The organism is Novosphingobium sp. PhB55 (assembly GCF_004368805.1).
In the GTDB taxonomy this organism is placed as follows: Bacteria; Pseudomonadota; Alphaproteobacteria; order Sphingomonadales; family Sphingomonadaceae; genus Novosphingobium.
This window is the reverse complement of the sequence record NZ_SODQ01000003.1, coordinates 62,802-81,687: the sequence shown is the minus strand read 5'-3', so window position 1 is coordinate 81,687 and position 18,886 is coordinate 62,802. Positions and strand designations below refer to the sequence as shown.

Genomic DNA, 18,886 nt, shown 5'->3' with positions numbered 1-18,886 from the left:
AGTGTTGACAACTAGCACTGCAATTCGCAACTCTGGAATCAAAGGGCGGCCTCAGCAGAGACGCCGCGAAGAGGATGCCACGCGATGGAAATGACCTGCCTCAAGTCCGACGTGCCTTCGCCCGAGGAACTCGATATCCCGGCGCTCAAGGCCAAGTATCTTCAGGAGCGTGACAAGCGCCTGCGCCGTGAGGGCGGCGAGCAGTACGTGCGGCCGACCGACGACTTTTCGGACAACTATGCCCACGATCCGTTCACCCCGGTGGCGAAGCGTGAAGCGCTGGTCGAGGATATCGACGTTGCCATCCTGGGCGCCGGTTTTTCGGGCATCCTGGCCGGCTATCACCTGCACAAGCAGGGCGTTTCCAACGTCCGTAACATCGACCATGCCGGCGGTTTCGGCGGCGTCTGGTACTGGAACCGCTATCCCGGCGTGCAGTGCGACAACGACGCCTACTGCTACCTGCCGCTTCTGGAAGAAACGGGCTTCATGCCCAGCAAGAAGTTCTCCGACGGCTGGGAAATCCAGCAGTATTGCCAGGACATGGCCGAGCGCTTCGAGCTGGCCGACAAGGCGCTGTTCCACACGCTGGTCACCGGCATCCGCTGGGATGAGAGCATCAAGCGCTGGCATGTGACGACCAATCGCGGCGACGACATCCGCGCCCGCTTCGTGGTTATGGCGGGCGGCGTGATGAACATGCCCAAGCTGCCCGGCATCCCCGGCATTCACGACTTCAAGGGCAAGATGTTCCACACCAGCCGGTGGGAGCATGACTATACCGGCGGTTCGTGGACCGCGCCGGAACTGGAAAAGCTGCGCGACAAGCGCGTCGCCATCATCGGCACCGGGGCCACCTCGGTCCAGGCGGTGCCGCACCTCGCCAAGTATGCCAAGCACCTCTACGTGCTGCAGCGCACGCCATCGAACATCGACGAGCGGCCCAATCCGCCGACGAATCCCGAATGGGCCGCCTCGCTCCAGCCCGGCTGGCAGCAGGAGCGCATGGCCAACTTCCACCGCGCCGCGCAGCAGTTCTTCATCCCCGGCGAGCCCGATCTGATCTGCGACATCTGGACCGAGATCAGCCGCAACCTCGCCATCGAACTGGGCGAGGAAGGCTGGCCCGCGCTCGAACCGCTGGAGTTCATGGACCGCCGCGAAGTCGTGGACTTCCAGGTGATGGAACGCCTGCGCCGCCGCGTGGATTCGATCGTCGAGGACAAGGACACGGCGGAGAAGCTGAAGCCGTACTTCCGCTTCATGTGCAAGCGGCCGCTGTCCAACAACGATTACTACCCCGCGTTCAACCAGCCCAACGTCACGCTGATCGACGTTTCGGCGACGCAGGGCGTGGAGCGGATGACCGAGAAGGGCTTCATCGCCGACGGCGTCGAGCACGAAGTCGATCTGGTGATCTTCGCCAGCGGCTTCGAGGTGACCAGCGACCTCAAGCGCCGCTGGGGCATCGACACGGTGGAAGGGCGCGGCGGCAAATCGATCTACGAACACTGGACCAATGGCGCGAGCACGTTCCACGGCGTGATCACCGACGAGTTCCCGGCGATGTTCTACATGGGCTACATCCAGGGCGCGACGAACTCGTCCACCACCGAGCAGTTCGGGCGCCAGGCGGAACACATCGCCTTCATGATCGGCGAGACCAAGCGCCGGGGCGCCAGCACTGTCTCGGCCACGAAAGAAGGCGTCGAAGGCTACTGCGCGCACTGCAAGGAAAATGAAGTCGACATGTCCGGCTTCCAGAACGATTGCACGCCCAGCTACTTCAATAACGAGGGCGACAAGGAACTGAAGTGGGCGCTGTTCCGCGGCTATCTGCCCGGCTGGGACGCCTTCCGCGACATGCTGGGCGACTGGCGCAAGGGCGACGGGCATCCTGGCGTGAAGTTCGAGGACGCTTCCCCCGACGAGGCGAGAGCAACCGCGGAAAGCCTGGTGGAAGAGCGCTGAGGCGTCACACGGTGGACCAAACCTCTCCCCGGCATCCTGGCCGGGAGAGGTAGCCCGCCTAGCGCCCCTTCCACTCCGGCTTGCGCTTCTCGGCAAAGGCGCGCGGGCCTTCCTGCGCGTCGCCGCTGTTGTAGGTAAGCTCATGCGCCGCCCGCGCCGCCTGTAGCGCGGCGGAGCGGCCCATCTCGGTCGAGAGCATCACGGTCTCGCGCGCGGCCTTTACCGATAGCGGGGCGCCTTCCAGCACTTCCAGCGCCAGTTCAATCGCCGCATTGAGCACTGCGCCGGGCTCGGCCAAGCGGTTGATGAGGCCGATCTCGTAGGCGCGCTGGGCGGTAATCGGCTTTCCGGTCAGCATGATCTCCATCATGATCCGCTGCGGGATCATGTGAATCAGCGGCGAGGCCCAGGGGCTGCCACGTCCGACTTTCACCTCCGTAATCGCGAACTTCGCATTGGTACTGGCGACGCAGAGATCGCAGGCCTGCGCGATCATCCAGCCGCCCGCGAAGGCATGGCCGTTGACGGCGGCGATGGTGGGCTTGGTCAGTTCGATGGTGTCGTAAGGCAGCGCATAGAGATCGCGCGGCGGCACGGCCATGCCGGTTTCCACCATCTCCTTCAGGTCGCCGCCGGCGCAGAAGGCCTTGTCGCCGCTGCCGGTGAGGATGGCGATGCGGGCGGAGGCGTCGTTCTCGAAAGTCGCCCATGCCTCACGCAGCCCCTCGCGCACTTCGCGGCTCAGGCAGTTGCGCTGTTCGGGGCGGTTGATGGTGATGACCGCGATGCCGTCGTCATGGGCATCGTAGAGGACGGCCCGACTTTCTTGCGAACTCGACACTTCAAAAGCCCCTTTTCTCGATCTCATGGGCGGTGCGCGACAGGTCTTCGCGGAAGTCGGGATGGGCGATGGCGACCAGCCGCTTCGCGCGTTCGGCCAAGGTCTGGCCCTTGAGCTGCGCCGCGCCGTATTCGGTGACGATCACATCCACCTCGGTCCGCGCAGTGGTAACCGGGCCGGAGAGTGCGGTCACGATCTTGGAGAGACTGCCGCCCTTGGCGGTCGAGGCCAGCACCATCAGCGAAGCCCCGCCCGGCGAGCGCGCGCCGGCGCGCACGAAATCGACCTGCCCTCCGGTGCCCCCCAGGTAGCTGGCACCGGACTGTTCGGCATTGACCTGCCCGGTGAGGTCCACTTCCAGCGCCGAATTGATCGTGACGAGGCGGGATAACCGCGAAAGCGTGCCCGCGTCGTGAGTGTAGCTGGTGGGCGTCATGCGGATCGCCGGATTGTGCGCGGCCCACTCGTAGAGCCGCCGCGTGCCGATCAGCGCGCCGTTGATCGAGACGCCGCGGTCGATTGCCTTGCGGGCATTGGTCAGCACCCCGGCCTCGGCAAGGTCGACCAGACCGTCGCCCAGCATGCCGGAATGGACGCCCAGGTCCTTGCGGTCGTGCAGCAGGCGCAGGATCGCATCGGGCACCGCGCCGACGCCGGTTTGCAGCACGGCGCCGTCGCCGATGAATTCGGCGCAATGGCGGGCGATGGCCTCGTCCGTAGGCCCGATCTTCGCCGGGGCCACTTCCACCGGCGCGCGGCTGACATGTACGGCAACGTCGATCGACGCGCCGGGGATCGTCTCGCCGGGAACGTAAGGCACTTGCTCGTTGACTTCAGCGATCACGACGCGCGCCTTGTCCACTGCCGCGCGCACGTAGTCGGAGATCAGGCCGCAGCTGTGGTTGCCTTGCGCGTCGGCCGGGCTGACCTGAATCATCGCCACGTCGCAGGGCATGATGCCCGCTTCGATCAGGCAGGCGATCTGGCTGACGTGAACGGGGATGACGTCCAGCGCGTTTGCCTTGGTCATGCCGCGCAGCGCACCGATCGCGCCCATGCTGGAGAGGCGGAAGGACCGTGCGCTCTCGGGCGTGAACAGGCCGGAGAAGCTGGTGGCGATGAACGCGTGGAGGCCGCCGATGGCCTCCCCCTGTTCGATCAGCGCTTCGACCAAGGTGGTCGGCTCGCCGCAGGCTTGGCCGAAGACGATGCGGTCTCCCGGTTTCAGGAACCGGGAGAGGTCGAGTTCGGATGCGGCGAGCTTGATGGTCACAGCTTCCCAGCCTGCCGCAGCAGACGTTCGGCGCGGGCGAGGTAGGGGCGGTCGAGCATGCCGCCCTTCCAGCCGATGGCGCCGACGCCGGGGTTGGCGGCGAACACGTCGACGATCTCCTGCGCTTCGGCGATTTCGGCCTCGGTGGGGGTGAAGGCTTCGTTGATCACCGGGATTTGCGCCGGGTGGATCGCCATCATCCCGCGATAGCCGTCGCGGCGCACCTTCTCGGCGCGGGCCTTGAGCGCTTCGAGGTCCTTGAAGTCGGCAGAGATCGTCTCGATCGCGGTCACGCCCGCCGTCGCCGCGCCCAGCACGGTAAGGCTGCGCGCCAGTTCGTAGGTGAAGGAGTAGGAGCCGTCCGCATTCTTGTTGGACGAAGCGCCGATGGAGTCGGCCAGATCTTCCGCGCCCCAGGTCAGCGCCACCACGCGCGGTGCGCCCTTGTAGTCGCCGGTGTGGAACATCGCTTCGGCGGTCTCGGTGATCAGCACGATCACCGGGGTCGATCCCTGCTCGATGCCGTTCGCCACTTCCAGCGCTTCGAGGTAGCGGTCCAGCGTCTCCACGTCCTGCCGGCCATAGACCTTGGGCAGCATGATCCCGCCGGGACGCGCGGGCATGATCGCCACAAGGTCGTCCAGCGTGTGCGGGCCGTCGAGCGGGTTGATCCGCACCCAGAGGCGGCCGCGCTGATCGGGGTTGGCGGCAATGAAGTCATGCACCATCGGGCGCGCGGCGGCCTTGGAATCGGGCGCGACGGCGTCTTCCAGGTCGATCAGGACGATGTCCGCCTCGCCCTCCATCGCCTTGGTCATCTTCTTCTCGCTGTCGCCCGGCGCGAAAAGCCAGGAGCGGGCGGCGATTGCTTCGTGCTTGGGCATGTTCTCTCCAGTCGTCATCCCAGCGGAAGCCGGGATCGCGGGCAGCCAGACCCCGCGCTTCCGATTACGATCCCAGCTTTCGCCGGGATGACGGGCTTTCTCAAGTGGAGCGGCCTCAATAACTCTTGGGCAGTTCCAAAACCCTCTCGGCGATGAAGTTCATGATCTGGTGCGGGCTGACCGGGGCGATGCGCGGGATCATCACTTCGCGCAGATAGCGCTCGACATGGTATTCCTGCGCATAGCCCATGCCGCCCATCGACATCACGGCGGTCTGGCACGCCTCGAACCCGGCTTCGGCGGCAAGGTACTTGGCGGAGTTCGCCTCCACGCCGCAGTCCAGCCCCTTGTCGAACAGGGTCGCGGCCTTGAAGACCATCAGGCTGGCCGCCTCCACTTGCATCCATGCCTTAGCGAGCGGGTGCTGGATGCCCTGATTCTGGCCGATCGGCCGCCCGAACACCACGCGTTCCCGTGCATAGCGAGAGGCTCGCTGGATCGCGACGCGGCCCAACCCGGTCGCCTCCGCGCCCAGCAGCACGCGTTCGGGATTGAGGCCCTTGAGCAGGATGCGGAAGCCCTGTCCTTCCTCGCCGATCAGATCCTCGTCCGGAATGAACAGGTCGGTGATGAACATCATGTTGGAGCCGACGGCGTGGCGGCCCATCTTGGGGATGATCCGCGTCTCGATATGTTCACGGTCCAGCTTGGTGTAGAAAAGGCTGAGGCCGTCGGTCTTCTTCTTCACCTGTTCCAGCGGCGTGGTGCGGGCGATGATCAGCATCCGATCGGCGATGTGGGCCTGCGTGATCCACACCTTCTCGCCATTGACGCGGTAGCCGCCCGGCACCTTCTCAGCGCGGGTCTTGAGGCTGGTGGTGTCGAGCCCGGTGTTCGGCTCGGTCACGGCGAAGCACATCTTCTCCTCGCCCGAAAGGATCGGCGGGATCATCCGCTGCTGCTGTTCCTCGGTGCCGAACAGCATCACCGGCTCCAGCCCGAAGACGGGCAGGTGGATGGAGGATGCCGCCGTCATGCCGCCGCCGCTCTCGGCCACGGCCTGCATCATCACCGCCGCCTCGGTAATGCCCAGCCCCGCGCCGCCCACGCTTTCGGGCATGGCCACGCCCAGCCAGCCGGCATCGGCCATCGACTTGTGGAACTCATACGGGAATTCGCCGCTGCGATCCTTTTCCAGCCAGTACTCGTCAGAGAACTGCGAACAGTGCTTGAGAACGGCCTCGCGGATATTCTGCTGGTCGTCGGTCAGGGCGAAATCCATGGCGTTCCTCTTGTCTTCCCGCTCCCCGAACTAGCAGCGGGCCCTTTGCCTCACAACCATCATCGTGCCGATATGCGCCCATCAAACGCAAATACGAATGGTTTTCGCTCGGGCGTTGCGTTACCCATAGGCCAACGAGAAGGAGAGGGCCTTGACCGCGAGCAAGGATTCGAAAGGTGGCGGACCATTAGCCGGCCTGCGCGTGGTGGACCTCACCAGCGTGGTCTTCGGCCCTTATGCCACGCAGATCATGGCGGACATGGGCGCCGAAGTGATCAAGGTGGAACCGCCGGAGGGCGACAACACCCGCTGGATCACCCAGGGCCCGGTGCCCGGCATGGGCGGCATCTACGTCAACGTGAATCGCGGCAAGCGTGGCATCGTTCTGGACTTGCGCGCCGAGCAGGATCGCGAGAGCCTGCGCGCGCTGATCGCCACGGCGGACGTCTTCATCCATTCGATGCGCGGCAGCGCGATCCGCAAGCTGGGCTTCGATTACGAGGCGGTGCGGGCGATCCGGCCGGACATCGTCTACACCAATTGCTACGGCTATTCGCGGCGCGGTCCGGAGGGCGACAAGCCCGCCTATGACGATACCATCCAGGCCGAATGCGGCATCCCGCATGTGCAGGGCCTGATGAACGGCGAGCCCGGCTATGTCGCCACGATCATGGCGGACAAGGTGGCCGGCCTCCACGCGCTCTACGCGACGATGATGGCGCTCTATCACCGCGAGCGCACGGGTGAGGGCCAGGAAGTCGAAGTCACCATGTTCGAGGCGATGACCTCGTTCATGCTGGTGGAGCATGCCAACGGCGCGATGTTCACGCCGCCGACCACGCCTGCGCACTACCACCGCGCGGTCGAGCCGAACCGGCGGCCTTACAAGACGCAGGACGGCTACGTCGCGGCGCTGGTCTACAACGACAAGCACTGGAACGCCTTCGTCGAATCGGTGCAGCCGGAATGGGCAACTGACGAGTTCTCCACCTTGGAAAAGCGCGCCCGCCAGATCGGCCGCGTCTACGGTCTGCTGGGGGAGACGTTCCTGACGCGCACCACGCAGGAATGGCTCGATACCTTGCGGGGTCTGCACATCCCCTGCGCGCCGCTGCGCTCCACCGACGAATTGTTCGACAACGCGCACCTGAACGCCATCGGCTTCTTCGAAGAGGTCGAGACCGAGCAGGGCCCGGTGCGATTCCCCGGCGTGCCCACGTGGTTTTCCTCCACGCCGGGCCGGGTACGCGGGCCGGCGCCGACGCTGGGGCAGGACAACGACGCGGTGCTCGCAGAACTGGCCGAAGAGGCCCCCAGCGTCGCCCCGGCGATAGCAGTCGATTCCAAGTGAACAGTACTGTTGATTTCACCTGACAGTGTCCCGAGGCTTGGGCTAACCACATGTTCAAGCCGTGCCTTGGGAAAAAGAACGGCAACCTGATTCCCCCCGCATCGCGGGCAGAAAACGGATCGAGAGGAAGGCAAGACGATGTACGACGATCAACCCCAGGCCGAAGCGCCTGTTTCGGCACGCAAGGGCACCCCGGTTTTCAAGCGCATTCTCGACCTGTTCGAGGCTGAGGGCATCAAGACCCTGTTCGGCATTCCCGATCCCAACTTCGTCCACTTGTTCCTCGAAGCCGAATCGCGCGGCTGGACCGTCGTTTCGCCGCACCACGAAGCATCCGCCGGCCACATGGCCGCCGCCGCCGCCCGCATCACCGGCAAGCCCGCGCTCTGCATCGGTACCCTCGGGCCGGGCATGGCGAACATGATGCCGGCCATCCAGTGCGCCAAGGTCGAGAACGATCCGGTGATCTTCATGGGCGGCCAGCGCGCCCGCATCACCGAGCGCCGCGTGCGCCGTGGCCGCATCCAGTTCGTCCGCCAGGAGCCGATGATCGAGGATTCGGTGAAGTTCTCCAGCTCGATCGAATATGCCGACCAGACCGATGAGATCGTGCGCGAAGCCATCCGCGTCGCCATGTCGGGCACGCCGGGACCGGCCTATATCGAGTATCCCGCACACGTCATTCTGGAAGAGTTGGACCTGCCGCCAGTGCTGCCGCCACACCGCTATCGCCTGACCATGCAGGGCGCCGACGGCGACCGCATTGCCGAAGCGGCCGAAATCATCCGCAATGCCAAGAACCCGGTGCTGCTGGTGGGCCACGGCGTCTACACCGCCAAGGCCGGCGCCTCGGTCAAGGAACTGGCCGAACTGATGCAGTGCCCGGTCATCCAGACCTCGGGCGGAACCTCGTTCATCGAGGGGCTTGAGGACCGTACGTTCCCCTACGGCTTCTCGGAAGCCTCGATCGACGCGGTGGTCGAAAGCGATTGCTGCGTGGCACTCGCCACCGAACTGGGCGAGCCCAGCCACTATGGCCGCTGGCGTCACTGGGTGGACAACGAAGCCAACCGCAAGTGGATCTACGTCCAGCAGGACCCGACCGCGATCGGCGTCAACCGCCCGATCGACGTGCCGCTGGTGGGCGACGTGCGCGCCGTCGTGCCGCAGCTTGTCCGCGCCCTCAAGGATACGCCGCGCAAGGCGGCAGCTTCGCTGGCCGAATATATCCAGCGCGATGCTGACCAGCTTGTCGAACTGGCCGAGGAAGCCGCCGGCAAGCCCGATGGCTCAACCGCGAAGATGCACACCAGCCAGTTCGTCACCGAAGCGACCAAGGCCTTCCCGAAGGACGGCATCCTGATCCGCGACGGCGGCGCCACGGTGATCTTCCAGTGGACCTACTCGCAGGCCAAGCCGCACGACGTGATCTGGAACCAGAACTACGGCCACATCGGCACCGGCCTGCCCTATGCCACCGGCGCCATGCTCGCCGACCAGGCCGAGACCGGCAAGCAGCGCCCGGGCATGCTGATTACCTCGGACTCCTCGTTCCTGTTCCACGTGGGCGAACTGGAAGTGGCGGTGCGCAAGAACCTGCCGCTGGTGGTGATCGTCGGCGTCGACTTCCAGTGGGGCCTCGAAGTGGGCGTCTACAAGCGCACTTTCGGCAAGGGTACCAAGGAAACCGGCGTGCACTGGTCCGACAAGGTCCGCTTCGACAAGATCGCCGAAGGCTTCGGCGCGGCAGGCGAATACGTCGAGAAGGCCGAAGACATCGGCCCGGCCATCCAGCGCGCCTATGAGCGTGGCGGCTGCACCGTGATCCACGTGCCGATCGACCCGGCCGCGAACTCGGAAGAAATGCCGAACTATTCCGAATTCCGCACCTGGTATGCTGAGGGCACCCAGTAAGCCGGAAACCGGAAAACCAATGCAGACCTGAAGCGAAGCCGCTCCCTCTCGATCCGAGTGCGGGGCGGTTTTGCTTTAGGAACGGGAGAGAACGATGCGCAATTACACCCAGTTCTACATCGACGGGCAGTGGGTCGATCCCATCGCGCCGCGCACCGCACAAGTCGTCAATCCGGCCACCGAGGAAGTCTCCGGCACGATCTCGCTGGGTTCGGCTGCCGATGTCGACAAGGCCGTGGCTGCCGCCCGCCGCGCCTTCGCCACTTTCGGCGAGACGAGCGCGAAGGAGCGCCTCGACCTGCTCGAAACGATCCTGGCCGAATACCTGAAGCGCGAAACCGAACTGGGTGAGGCCGTCAGCGAGGAAATGGGCGCGCCGATGTCGCTCGCCTGCGGGTTCCACACGCTGTTGGGCAAGGGTCACCTCTCCACCGCGATCGAAGTGCTGAAGGACTTCAAGTTCGAGGAACAGCGCGGCGTCACCATGATCCGCAAGGAGCCGATCGGCGTCTGCGGTCTGATCACGCCGTGGAACTGGCCGATGAACCAGACCTGCGTGAAGATCTTCCCGGCGCTCGCCGCCGGCTGCACGATGATCCTGAAGCCGCCGCAACTGGCGCCGTATTCGGCCCAGGTCCTGGCCGAAATCCTGCATGACGCGGGTGTTCCCGCCGGCGTGTTCAACATGGTGCAGGGCAAGGGCAGCGAGATCGGCACCGCGCTGTCCACGCATGAGGACGTGGACATGATCTCCTTCACCGGATCGGAGCCGGTGGGCGTGCAGATCCAGAAGGACGCGGCCGATACCGTGAAGCGCGTGGGCCTCGAACTCGGCGGCAAGTCTGCATGGATCGTCCTCGACGATGCCTCACTCGCTGCCAACGTCGCTGCCGCTACCGGCGGGATGATGGGCAATTCCGGCCAGACCTGCTCGGCCGGTTCGCGCCTCCTGGTGCCGAACGCGCGCATGGACGATGCCGTGGCCGCCGCCACCGAGGCCGCCAACGGCGTGACCGTCGGCGATCCCAAGGGCAACTTCGCGATGGGCCCGGTCGTCTCCAAGAGCCAGTACGAGATCATCCAGGGCTACATCGAAAAGGGCATCGAGGAGGGCGCCAAGCTGATCGCCGGCGGTCCCGGCAAGCCCGAAGGGCTCGACAAGGGCTACTATGTGAAGCCCACCGTATTCGTCGGCACCAATGACATGGGGATCGCGCGCGAGGAAATCTTCGGCCCGGTGCTGGTCATCATCGGCTACGACGACGTCGATCACGCGGTGAAAATCGCCAACGATTCCAACTTCGGCCTGGGTGGTTACGTTTCGGGCGAGGATCTCGACGCGGCGCGGGCGGTTTCGCGGCGGATGCGCACCGGGGCGATCTGGGTCAACGGCGGGTTCGACTTCCACGCGCCCTTCGGAGGCTACAAGCGTTCCGGCAACGGACGCGAATGGGGCGAGCACGGATTTGCCGAATATCTCGAAACAAAATCGGTAGTTGGCTGGAACCAGGCCTGATTGCGGCGGGGGATCGGAGCGGCACCTGGCCGTGCCCTCCGACTCGCCCCCGCATTAAACTGTTGCAATCCTACAACGGACATCCGTGATAATTCCGCCAATGCGTCGTTACATTTCTTGTTAATCGCTACGTAAATCTCTTCGCGTACCGCCGCCGTGTTCCCTTCTGACCACTTCTCGGTCCGATGGGCCGATGCGACTGTCTAAGGAACGCGAAAAATGATGACCCGCAAGGACAAGGTCCTTCTCGGCGGAACGCTTGTGCCGACCCTCGCCTTGCTCTTCCCGCAGCCCATTCTGGCGCAGGAAGCCGGCGATGCCGCAGGCGAAGCGATCGTCGTTACCGGATCGCGGATCGCGCAGGCCTCGTCCGACGCGCCCAATCCGGTGACCGTGGTAACGGCGAAGGACGTGCTCGAATCAGGCACGACCAACCTGACCGACTTTCTCAGGACCATTCCGGCCCTGCAGAACTCGGTCGGGTCCTATGACACCAGCGGGAGCCGCGCGGGCATCGGCTTCACCGGGCTCAACCTGCTGAACTTGCGCAATCTCGGCACCCAGCGCACTCTGGTGCTGATCGACGGCCGCCGCCAGGTCGCTTCGGTCCCCGGCGTGCAGTCGGTGGATATCAACACCATCCCGCTCGATCTGGTCGAGCGCGTCGAAGTGCTCACCGGCGGCGCTTCGGCGGTCTACGGTGCGGACGGGGTATCCGGCGTCGTCAACTTCATCCAGAAGCAGGACTTCGAAGGCCTGACCGCCCGTGTCCAGACGGGCATTTCGGGCCACGGCGATGCCGGCCAGCGCCTGATCGCCCTCACCGCGGGTCACAATTTCGCCGGCGGCCGCGGCAACTTCGCCCTGGCCTGGGAGCACGGCGAGGAAGACCGCCTCAGCGCCCATTCGCGCCGCTATCTCGACGGCGAGAACAAGGTCGACTTCTACCTCAACCCTGCCGATACCGAGGCCGGGCTGACCAATGACGACGGTATCCCCGACTACGTGCCGATGCGGAATATCCGCTATTTCGACACCTCGCGCGCGGGCGGAATCGACGTCAATTTCGACGGTGTGCCCGATTTCGTCGGCGCCGACGGACAGCCCTTCGACCACGGTACCCTCGTGGCCCCGGCCTACCAGCAAGGCGGCTCGGGCACGCTCGTTTCCGACTATGGAAACGACCTCCTGCCGCAGATCAAGCGCGACGTGGTGAGCGCCTCGGCCCATTTCGACGTCAACAGTGCGCTGACGCTCTACGCCGAGGGCAAGTATGCCAGCAGCCGCTCCTTCTCGCTGGGGCAGCCGACTTTCGACTATTACCTCTTCATCCCCCAGGACAATCCGTACATCCCCGCGGCCGTCCAGCCCTATATCGATCCGGCGATGGGCGGCGTGCTCGTCAACCGCGACAACTTCGATTTCGGCCGCCGCGGCGAGGACGTGACGCGCGAGACGATCCGCAGCGTGGTCGGCGCGCGCGGGCAGATCAGCCCCAACTTGCGCTACGATTTGTCCTACGTCTTCGGCCAGACCAAAGTGAAATCGCGCTACGTCAACAACATGCTGACCGACCGCTACCTCGCCGCGATCGACGCGGTGAGCGACGGCGCGAACAACAGTGGGGGCGGCGTGACCTGCCGCGTCAACACCCAGGCCGGATGGACGCCGTTCCAGCCCTACAACCGCAACCGCGCGCCGATCCCGCCCGTGACTTTCGCGCCGGGCGACTGCCTGCCGCTCAACCTCTTCGGTGAGAACAACGCCGCGAACCAGGCCGCGCTGGACTGGATCATGGCCGATACGACCGACCGCACGACGATGACCCAGCATGTCGTCAGCGGCACCCTGACCGGCGACAGCCAGGGCCTGCTGGAGCTTCCCGGCGGTCCGATCTCCTTCGCGCTGGGCGGCGAATATCGCAAGGAAACCAGCCGGTTCGTGGCAGACGAACTCGTCTCGCAGGGCCTGACCTTCACCAGCGCCCTGGGCGACACCCGCGGCGCGTTCGACGTGTGGGAGGTCTTCGGCGAAGTGAACCTGCCGATCCTGGCGGACATGCCCTTCGCCCATCGCCTGTCCGCCAACGGCGCTGTCCGCTATTCGGACTATTCCACCGTCGGTTCGACCGGCGCCTGGAAGCTGGGCGGCGAGTGGGCCCCGGTGCAGGACGTGACGTTCCGCGGCTCCTACTCGAAGTCGGTCCGCGCACCGAACATCAGCGAACTCTACACCGGCGCCACGCAGACCTATCAGGCGATCAACGATCCCTGCGGCTCCGCCTATCTGCAGAACGGTACGCAGTACCGTGCAGCGAACTGCAGCGCCCTGCTCACCTCGCTGGGCGCCGACCCTTCCGGCTTCAACGGTGTAACCGGGCAGGTCATTCCCGGCTACGGCGCCGGCAATCCCGACCTGAAGGAGGAAACCGCGAAGACCTGGACCGCAGGAGTGGTGCTCCAGCCCACCTTCCTGCCGCGCCTGACGCTCTCGGCCGACTGGTACGACATCCGCATCCGCAATGCGATCAACGTCACCACCGCCCAGAACCTGGCCAATCTCTGCGTGGATCAGTCCAGCCTCGACAATCCCTATTGCGGCGTGGTCACGCGGCAGAACGGCGGCACCGGCGCGGGCAATATCACCGGCTTCCAGCTTACCCCGTTCAACGTGGCGCAGATCCGCACTTCCGGGCTCGACCTGGCGCTCGCCTATGCGGTCCCGACGGCGAGCGCCGGCACCTTCGGCGCGCGCGTCATGGCCAATTACCTGCACCGCCTGGATTCGGTGCCGATCCCCGGCGCGGCCACGGTGAACAACGCCTATGTGGCCGGCGCACCGAAGTACCAGGTCACGGCCGACCTCACCTGGCAGAGCGGCGCCTTCGGCCTCGACTGGCAGATCAACTACGCCTCGGCCGTCTATCGCTACGACCGCCAGACGATCGCCGCCAATCCGGACATCGTCGCGCCCGAATATCTCAAGTTCAAGGCGCGCTTCTCGCACGACCTGAGCCTGACTTACGATGTGGGCGACCAGTTCACGCTCTATGGCGGCGTGACTAACCTGTTCAACCAGAAGCCCGACCTCGGCAGCCTGAACACGCCGATCAGCGCGGTGGGCCGCTATCTCTTCCTGGGCGCCCGGGTCAAGCTGGCCGACCTGTTCGGCGGCGCCAGCTAAGCGGGGAGTCCCGAGGGAACGAAAAAAGGGGCCGCGTCGCTGCGGCCCCTTTTTTCATGCCCGGCCCCCGGCGCTCAATCCTGTCCCAGGGCGCCCGCGATCATGAAGCGCCAGGTGTTCGCAGCGTCGTTGCGATAAGCCTCCTCGCTCTCGTTGCTGCCGACATGACGCACGATTTCCGCGCCCGATTCCGTCATGTACAGGTCCGGCTCCCGGATCGCTTCGAGCACCGCCCGCGCGGCGGCCTTCAGCTTGTCGCGCGAAAGCGCGTCCACTGCATCCCAATCGCCGTAGCCCAGCGTCTCCGCCAGAGCCCGCATTCCCCGTTCGACAGGCGTCATTTCGCATCCCTCATAGCCCCAAGGCCCGTCCAGACACACCATGCGCCCGGATTTGTCCAGCCGGGACGCCAGAATCCGGCAGCGAGATCGGATCTAAATGGGAAGTTTGGAGCGGGTGAAGGGAATCGAACCCTCGTATTCAGCTTGGGAAGCTGCTGCTCTACCATTGAGCTACACCCGCGGATCGGCGGCGATGCAGCGCATCGGCGATCGGTAAGCCCGCGCTCTGACACAGCGGGCCGGGACGGTCAATGGGGATGGCGCCGCCCTTTCCCTGCAGGAAGAGCGACCGGAAGAGGCACCGACCCACCGGCCGGCGCCTCTTCCTGGAAATCACGCGCGGCCGATGGCCAGGAAGCGTTCCTCGCGGCGGGCCAGCAAGTCGCTGGCCGGAAGTGCGTTCAGCGTGTCCAGTTCCTCTTCGATCGCGGCGAACAGCGACCGGGCGGTGGCCGGGGCATCGCGGTGAGCGCCGCCGACGGGTTCGGAAACGACGCGCTCGATCACGTTCAGCGACAGCAGATCCTGGGCGGTAACTTTCATGGCCTCCGCTGCGTCGGGAGCCTTGTCCGGCGTGCGCCACAGGATCGAGGAGGCACCTTCCGGCGAGATCACCGAGTAGATCGAGTGTTCCAGCATGAGCACGCGGTCGGCCGCGGCCAGCGCCACGGCGCCGCCCGAACCGCCCTCGCCCACGATTGCCGAGACGATCGGCACCGGCACGGCGAGGCAGGCCTCGATCGAACGCGCGATCGCTTCGGCCTGGCCGCGCTCCTCGGCTTCGATGCCCGGGAATGCACCGGCCGTATCGACCAGCGTGACGACCGGCAGGCCGAACTTGCCCGCCATTTCCATCAGGCGGATCGCCTTGCGATAGCCCTCTGGCTTGGCGGAGCCGAAGTTGTGCTTGATGCGGCTGGGCGTGTCGTGGCCCTTTTCATGGCCGAGCACCATGACCTTGCGGCCATTGAGCCGGGCCAGGCCGCCGATGATCGCCGCATCCTCGCCATAGACGCGGTCGCCCGCGAGCGGAACGAAGTCGGTGAAGCCGAGACGCAGGTAGTCGAGGAAGTGGGGCCGCTGCGGATGGCGGGCCACTTGCGTCTTCTGCCAGGGCGTCAGCTTGCCGTAAGTCGCCGCCAGCATGCCGGCGCTCTTCTTCTCCAGCCGGGCGATCTCGCCCGCGATGTCGAGGTCGCTGTCGCTGGCGGTCGTGCGCAGTTCCGCGATGCGCGCCTCGAGCGCGGCGATCGGCTTTTCGAATTCAAGGAACGAGATCATGCTCTTTTCCGTCTACCTGCCTGGTCCAGCGCGCCTCAACCGGCGCGCTTGGCCAGCCATTCTTCCAGCCACTTGATCGTATATTCGCCGCTCTGGAACTCGGGGTCCTCGAGCAGGGCCTGGTGCATCGGGATCGAGGTCTTCACCCCGTCGATCACCATTTCCTCCAGCGCGCGCTTCAGGCGCATGATCGCACCCTGGCGGGTACGGCCGGAGACGATCAGCTTGCCGATCATCGAATCGTAGTACGGCGGAATCCGGTAGCCCGAATAGAGCCCCGAATCGACGCGCACGTTCATGCCGCCGGCCGCGTGGTAGTTGGTGACCTGGCCGGGCGAGGGCGTGAAGTTCCACGGGTCTTCCGCATTGATGCGGCACTCGATGGCGTGGCCCTTGAACTCAATGGCGTCCTGCGTGAAGGTCAGCGGCTTGCCGTCGGCAACGCGGATCTGTTCGCGCACGAGATCGACGCCGGTGATGGCCTCGGTCACCGGATGCTCCACCTGCAGGCGGGTGTTCATCTCGATGAAGTAGAACTCACCGTTTTCCCAGAGGAACTCGATGGTGCCGGCGCCGCGATAGGCCATGTCGGCCATCGCCTTGGAGACGATGCCGCCCATGCGATCGCGCTCTTCGGGGGTGATGACCGGCGAAGGCGCTTCTTCCAGCACCTTCTGGTGGCGGCGCTGGAGCGAGCAGTCACGCTCGCCAAGATGCACGGCCGCACCGTTGCCGTCGCCGAACACCTGAAACTCGATGTGGCGCGGGTTGCCGAGGTACTTTTCCATGTAGACCGTGGCGTCGCCGAAGGCCGCCTTGGCCTCCGAGCGGGCCTGGCCCATCTGGCTTTCCAGTTCCTCGGCCGAATTCACGACCTTCATACCGCGGCCACCGCCGCCGGAAGCGGCCTTGATGATGACCGGATAGCCGATGGTCTCGGCCAGTGCGCGCGCCTCGTCGAAGTCCTCGATCGCACCATCGGAGCCCGGAACCAGCGGCAGGCCGAGCGCACCGGCGGTGCGCTTGGCTTCCACCTTGTCGCCCATCGTGCGGATGTGCTCGGGCTTGGGACCGACCCAGACCAGACCATGCGCCTCGACGATCTCCGCGAACTGGGCGTTCTCGGAAAGGAAACCATAGCCGGGGTGGATCGCGTCGGCCTGGGTGATCTCGGCCGCGGCGATGATCGCCGCGACGTTCAGATACGAGTCCTTGGCCGCCGGCGGGCCGATGCAGACGGCATGGTCGGCCAGCCGCACATGCATGGCGTCAGCGTCGGCGGTCGAGTGGACCGCCACGGTCTCGATGCCCATCTCGCGCGCCGCGCGGTGGATGCGCAGCGCGATCTCGCCGCGGTTGGCAATCAGGAGGCGCTTGATACTCATGAAGCGTCCGGTCCTCAGGCGATAACGACGAGCGGCTGGTCGAATTCGACCGGCTGCTGGTTGTCGACGAGGATGGCCTGGATCGTGCCGCTCTTGGGAGCGTTGATCTGGTTCATGACCTTCATGGCCTCGACGATCAGCAGCACGTCACCCGCCTTGACCTGCTGGCCGACGCTGATGAAGTTCGGCGCGCTGGGCTCGGGCGCGAGGTAGACGGTGCCGACCATGGGCGACTTGACCGCATCGACCGGAGCGGCCGGAGCCGCTTCGGCGACCGGCGCGGCAGCAGCGGCAACCGGCGCGGCGGCCAGGGCCGGGGCGGCAGCGGCAACGATCTGCTGTGCGACCTGACGCACGACCTTGATCTTGCGTTCGCCGTCCTCGACCTCGATTTCGGTCAGGCCGGTTTCAGCAAGGAGCTCGGCGAGCTCGCGTACCAGCGCGCTGTCGATGTTCACGCAACTTCCTTTCGTTCAAGATATTCGAGCAGCGAGGCCAGCGTGTCTTTGAGGTCCTTGCGTTGGACCACCATGTCCACCATGCCGTGGGCATGGAGGTACTCGGCGCGCTGGAAGCCGTCGGGGAGCTTTTCGCGGATGGTGTCCTGGATCACGCGCTGGCCGGCAAAGCCGATGAGCGCGCCCGGCTCGGCGATCTGGACGTCGCCCAGCATCGCGTAGCTGGCAGTGACGCCGCCGGTGGTGGGATCCGTCAGGACGACGATATAGGGAAGCCCGGCCCGCGCCAGGCGGCGGATGGCCACGGTGGCCTTGGGCATCTGCATGAGCGAGAGGATGCCCTCCTGCATGCGGGCGCCGCCTGCTGCCGTGCAGATCACGTAGCCGCAATCTTCGGCAATGGCGCGTTCGACGGCCTCGACGAAGGCCTCGCCCACGGCCATGCCCATCGACCCGCCCATGAAGGCGAAGTCCTGCACGCCTAGCACGACCTTGCGGCCATCGATCGCGCCGAGCGCATTGGTGAGCGCATCGGGGAACGGATTGGCGGCGCGAGCGGCCTTGAGACGGTCGGAATACTTCTTGCTGTCGCGGAAGTTCAGCGGGTTCTCGGGGACCCGGGCCGCGGGCAGCACGGAATAACCGGCATCGAGCAGCTGGTCGAAGCGGGTCTGCGCACCGATGCGGCCATGGAACTGGCAACGCGGGCAGACCGACAGATTGTCCTCGAACTCCTTGGTGAAGAGCATCTCGCCACACCCGCGACACTTGGTCCACAGGTTGTCGGGCGTATCCCGCTTCTTCAGGCTCCCGAGGGAATTGCGTACCTTGCTAAGCCAACTCATGACGAACCCTTGCGTGAATCTCATGCGGCCCGGTGAGTCCGGGCTCGCCTGCTGGATCGACCGGGCGCAATGCCTGGGGCTGGTATTCCTGCGCCCCTTGCGACCGAACGATCTCTATGTGCGACGTGCTCCGCGCTGGCCTGTCGGGCCCGCCGCCGAGCGCGGCAATACGCGGGGACAATGGGTTGATCAATCGCCAGAACGCGTCGGTATGCGCAAAAAGTGCCGCACGCCCTGCCGAAGGGAGGGTGAAAGGCGCAGAAATCCGCGAATCCGGCAGGCCATCGGGCACCCCCTCAAAAGATCCATGGAAACGGCGAAAACAGGGTTTTTTCACCCCTTTACCAATAGGTCAAGCGGC

Annotated in this window: 14 protein-coding genes and 1 tRNA gene; 5 read left to right on the top strand and 10 right to left on the bottom strand. The window is 65.3% G+C overall.

The annotated features are described in order from the left end of the window. Positions 1-84 precede the first annotated feature (84 nt). On the top strand, positions 85-1,971 hold the full coding sequence (locus EDF57_RS07770; protein ID WP_243840954.1) for an NAD(P)/FAD-dependent oxidoreductase: 1,887 nt from the start codon (positions 85-87) through the stop codon (positions 1,969-1,971). Positions 1,972-2,029: 58 nt separating this feature from the next. Here the strand turns inward: EDF57_RS07770 and EDF57_RS07765 are convergent, their stop codons facing one another. From EDF57_RS07765 to EDF57_RS07750, 4 genes are all read right to left on the bottom strand, one after another. Beyond that, a complete protein-coding gene (locus EDF57_RS07765; protein ID WP_243840953.1) occupies positions 2,030-2,812 on the bottom strand; it encodes an enoyl-CoA hydratase-related protein in 783 nt (260 codons plus the stop codon). 1 nt (position 2,813) lies between these two features. Further along, positions 2,814-4,085, bottom strand: a complete 1,272-nt coding sequence (locus tag EDF57_RS07760) for an acetyl-CoA hydrolase/transferase C-terminal domain-containing protein (RefSeq protein WP_243840952.1) — start codon at positions 4,083-4,085, stop codon at positions 2,814-2,816. Continuing rightward, complete coding sequence (locus EDF57_RS07755; RefSeq protein WP_134093803.1) at positions 4,082-4,969, bottom strand: CoA ester lyase; 888 nt, start codon at positions 4,967-4,969, stop codon at positions 4,082-4,084. Before EDF57_RS07755 ends, EDF57_RS07760 begins: the two co-directional genes overlap by 4 nt. Before the next feature lie 115 nt (positions 4,970-5,084). Further along, positions 5,085-6,251 carry an acyl-CoA dehydrogenase family protein gene (locus tag EDF57_RS07750; protein ID WP_134093802.1) on the bottom strand — a complete coding sequence of 389 codons (1,167 nt, stop codon included), beginning with the start codon at positions 6,249-6,251 and terminating at the stop codon, positions 5,085-5,087. A gap of 151 nt (positions 6,252-6,402) precedes the next feature. On the opposite strand from EDF57_RS07750, the gene EDF57_RS07745 reads away from it, so the two are divergent. The 4 genes from EDF57_RS07745 to EDF57_RS07730 all read left to right on the top strand — a co-directional run bounded on the left by EDF57_RS07745 (position 6,403) and on the right by EDF57_RS07730 (position 14,215). Continuing rightward, positions 6,403-7,602: a CoA transferase gene (locus tag EDF57_RS07745; RefSeq protein ID WP_134093801.1), complete on the top strand. Its 1,200-nt coding sequence runs from the start codon at positions 6,403-6,405 to the stop codon at positions 7,600-7,602. A gap of 138 nt (positions 7,603-7,740) precedes the next feature. Then, positions 7,741-9,516, top strand: a complete 1,776-nt coding sequence (locus EDF57_RS07740; RefSeq protein ID WP_134093800.1) for a thiamine pyrophosphate-binding protein — start codon at positions 7,741-7,743, stop codon at positions 9,514-9,516. Positions 9,517-9,610: 94 nt separating this feature from the next. After that, on the top strand, positions 9,611-11,032 hold the full coding sequence (locus EDF57_RS07735; RefSeq protein WP_134093799.1) for an aldehyde dehydrogenase family protein: 1,422 nt from the start codon (positions 9,611-9,613) through the stop codon (positions 11,030-11,032). A 219-nt stretch (positions 11,033-11,251) separates the two neighbouring features. Further along, positions 11,252-14,215, top strand: coding sequence for a TonB-dependent receptor (locus EDF57_RS07730; RefSeq protein WP_134093798.1), 2,964 nt, complete (start codon positions 11,252-11,254; stop codon positions 14,213-14,215). Between the two features lie 74 nt (positions 14,216-14,289). On the opposite strand, the gene EDF57_RS07725 is transcribed toward EDF57_RS07730, so the two are convergent. The 6 genes from EDF57_RS07725 to accD form a co-directional block, all read right to left on the bottom strand. Further along, positions 14,290-14,556, bottom strand: coding sequence for a hypothetical protein (locus tag EDF57_RS07725; RefSeq protein WP_132268007.1), 267 nt, complete (start codon positions 14,554-14,556; stop codon positions 14,290-14,292). Positions 14,557-14,663: 107 nt separating this feature from the next. Further along, positions 14,664-14,737 (bottom strand) — tRNA-Gly (locus EDF57_RS07720). Between the two features lie 152 nt (positions 14,738-14,889). Beyond that, on the bottom strand, positions 14,890-15,837 hold the full coding sequence (locus EDF57_RS07715) for an acetyl-CoA carboxylase carboxyltransferase subunit alpha (protein WP_134093797.1): 948 nt from the start codon (positions 15,835-15,837) through the stop codon (positions 14,890-14,892). Between the two features lie 35 nt (positions 15,838-15,872). Then, entirely contained in the window at positions 15,873-17,222 is a 1,350-nt protein-coding gene (gene accC, locus EDF57_RS07710; RefSeq protein ID WP_132268003.1) for an acetyl-CoA carboxylase biotin carboxylase subunit, read from the bottom strand. A gap of 14 nt (positions 17,223-17,236) precedes the next feature. After that, positions 17,237-17,680 (bottom strand): acetyl-CoA carboxylase biotin carboxyl carrier protein, encoded by a 444-nt coding sequence (gene accB / locus EDF57_RS07705; RefSeq protein WP_132268001.1) that lies wholly within the window; start codon positions 17,678-17,680, stop codon positions 17,237-17,239. Further along, positions 17,677-18,525: an acetyl-CoA carboxylase, carboxyltransferase subunit beta gene (gene accD, locus EDF57_RS07700; protein ID WP_132268000.1), complete on the bottom strand. Its 849-nt coding sequence runs from the start codon at positions 18,523-18,525 to the stop codon at positions 17,677-17,679. Before accD ends, accB begins: the two co-directional genes overlap by 4 nt. Between the last annotated feature and the right edge of the window lie 361 nt (positions 18,526-18,886).

What these genes read in the sequence shown, in the direction of transcription:
- EDF57_RS07770 (WP_243840954.1), top strand. Translation starts at nt 85, where the DNA reads ATGGAAATGACCTGCCTCAAGTCCGACGTGCCTTCGCCCGAGGAACTC.
- EDF57_RS07755 (WP_134093803.1), bottom strand. Translation starts at nt 4,969, where the DNA reads ATGCCCAAGCACGAAGCAATCGCCGCCCGCTCCTGGCTTTTCGCGCCG.
- EDF57_RS07750 (WP_134093802.1), bottom strand. Translation starts at nt 6,251, where the DNA reads ATGGATTTCGCCCTGACCGACGACCAGCAGAATATCCGCGAGGCCGTT.
- EDF57_RS07740 (WP_134093800.1), top strand. Translation starts at nt 7,741, where the DNA reads ATGTACGACGATCAACCCCAGGCCGAAGCGCCTGTTTCGGCACGCAAG.
- EDF57_RS07735 (WP_134093799.1), top strand. Translation starts at nt 9,611, where the DNA reads ATGCGCAATTACACCCAGTTCTACATCGACGGGCAGTGGGTCGATCCC.
- EDF57_RS07730 (WP_134093798.1), top strand. Translation starts at nt 11,252, where the DNA reads ATGATGACCCGCAAGGACAAGGTCCTTCTCGGCGGAACGCTTGTGCCG.
- EDF57_RS07725 (WP_132268007.1), bottom strand. Translation starts at nt 14,556, where the DNA reads ATGACGCCTGTCGAACGGGGAATGCGGGCTCTGGCGGAGACGCTGGGC.
- EDF57_RS07715 (WP_134093797.1), bottom strand. Translation starts at nt 15,837, where the DNA reads ATGATCTCGTTCCTTGAATTCGAAAAGCCGATCGCCGCGCTCGAGGCG.
- accC (WP_132268003.1), bottom strand. Translation starts at nt 17,222, where the DNA reads ATGAGTATCAAGCGCCTCCTGATTGCCAACCGCGGCGAGATCGCGCTG.
- accD (WP_132268000.1), bottom strand. Translation starts at nt 18,525, where the DNA reads ATGAGTTGGCTTAGCAAGGTACGCAATTCCCTCGGGAGCCTGAAGAAG.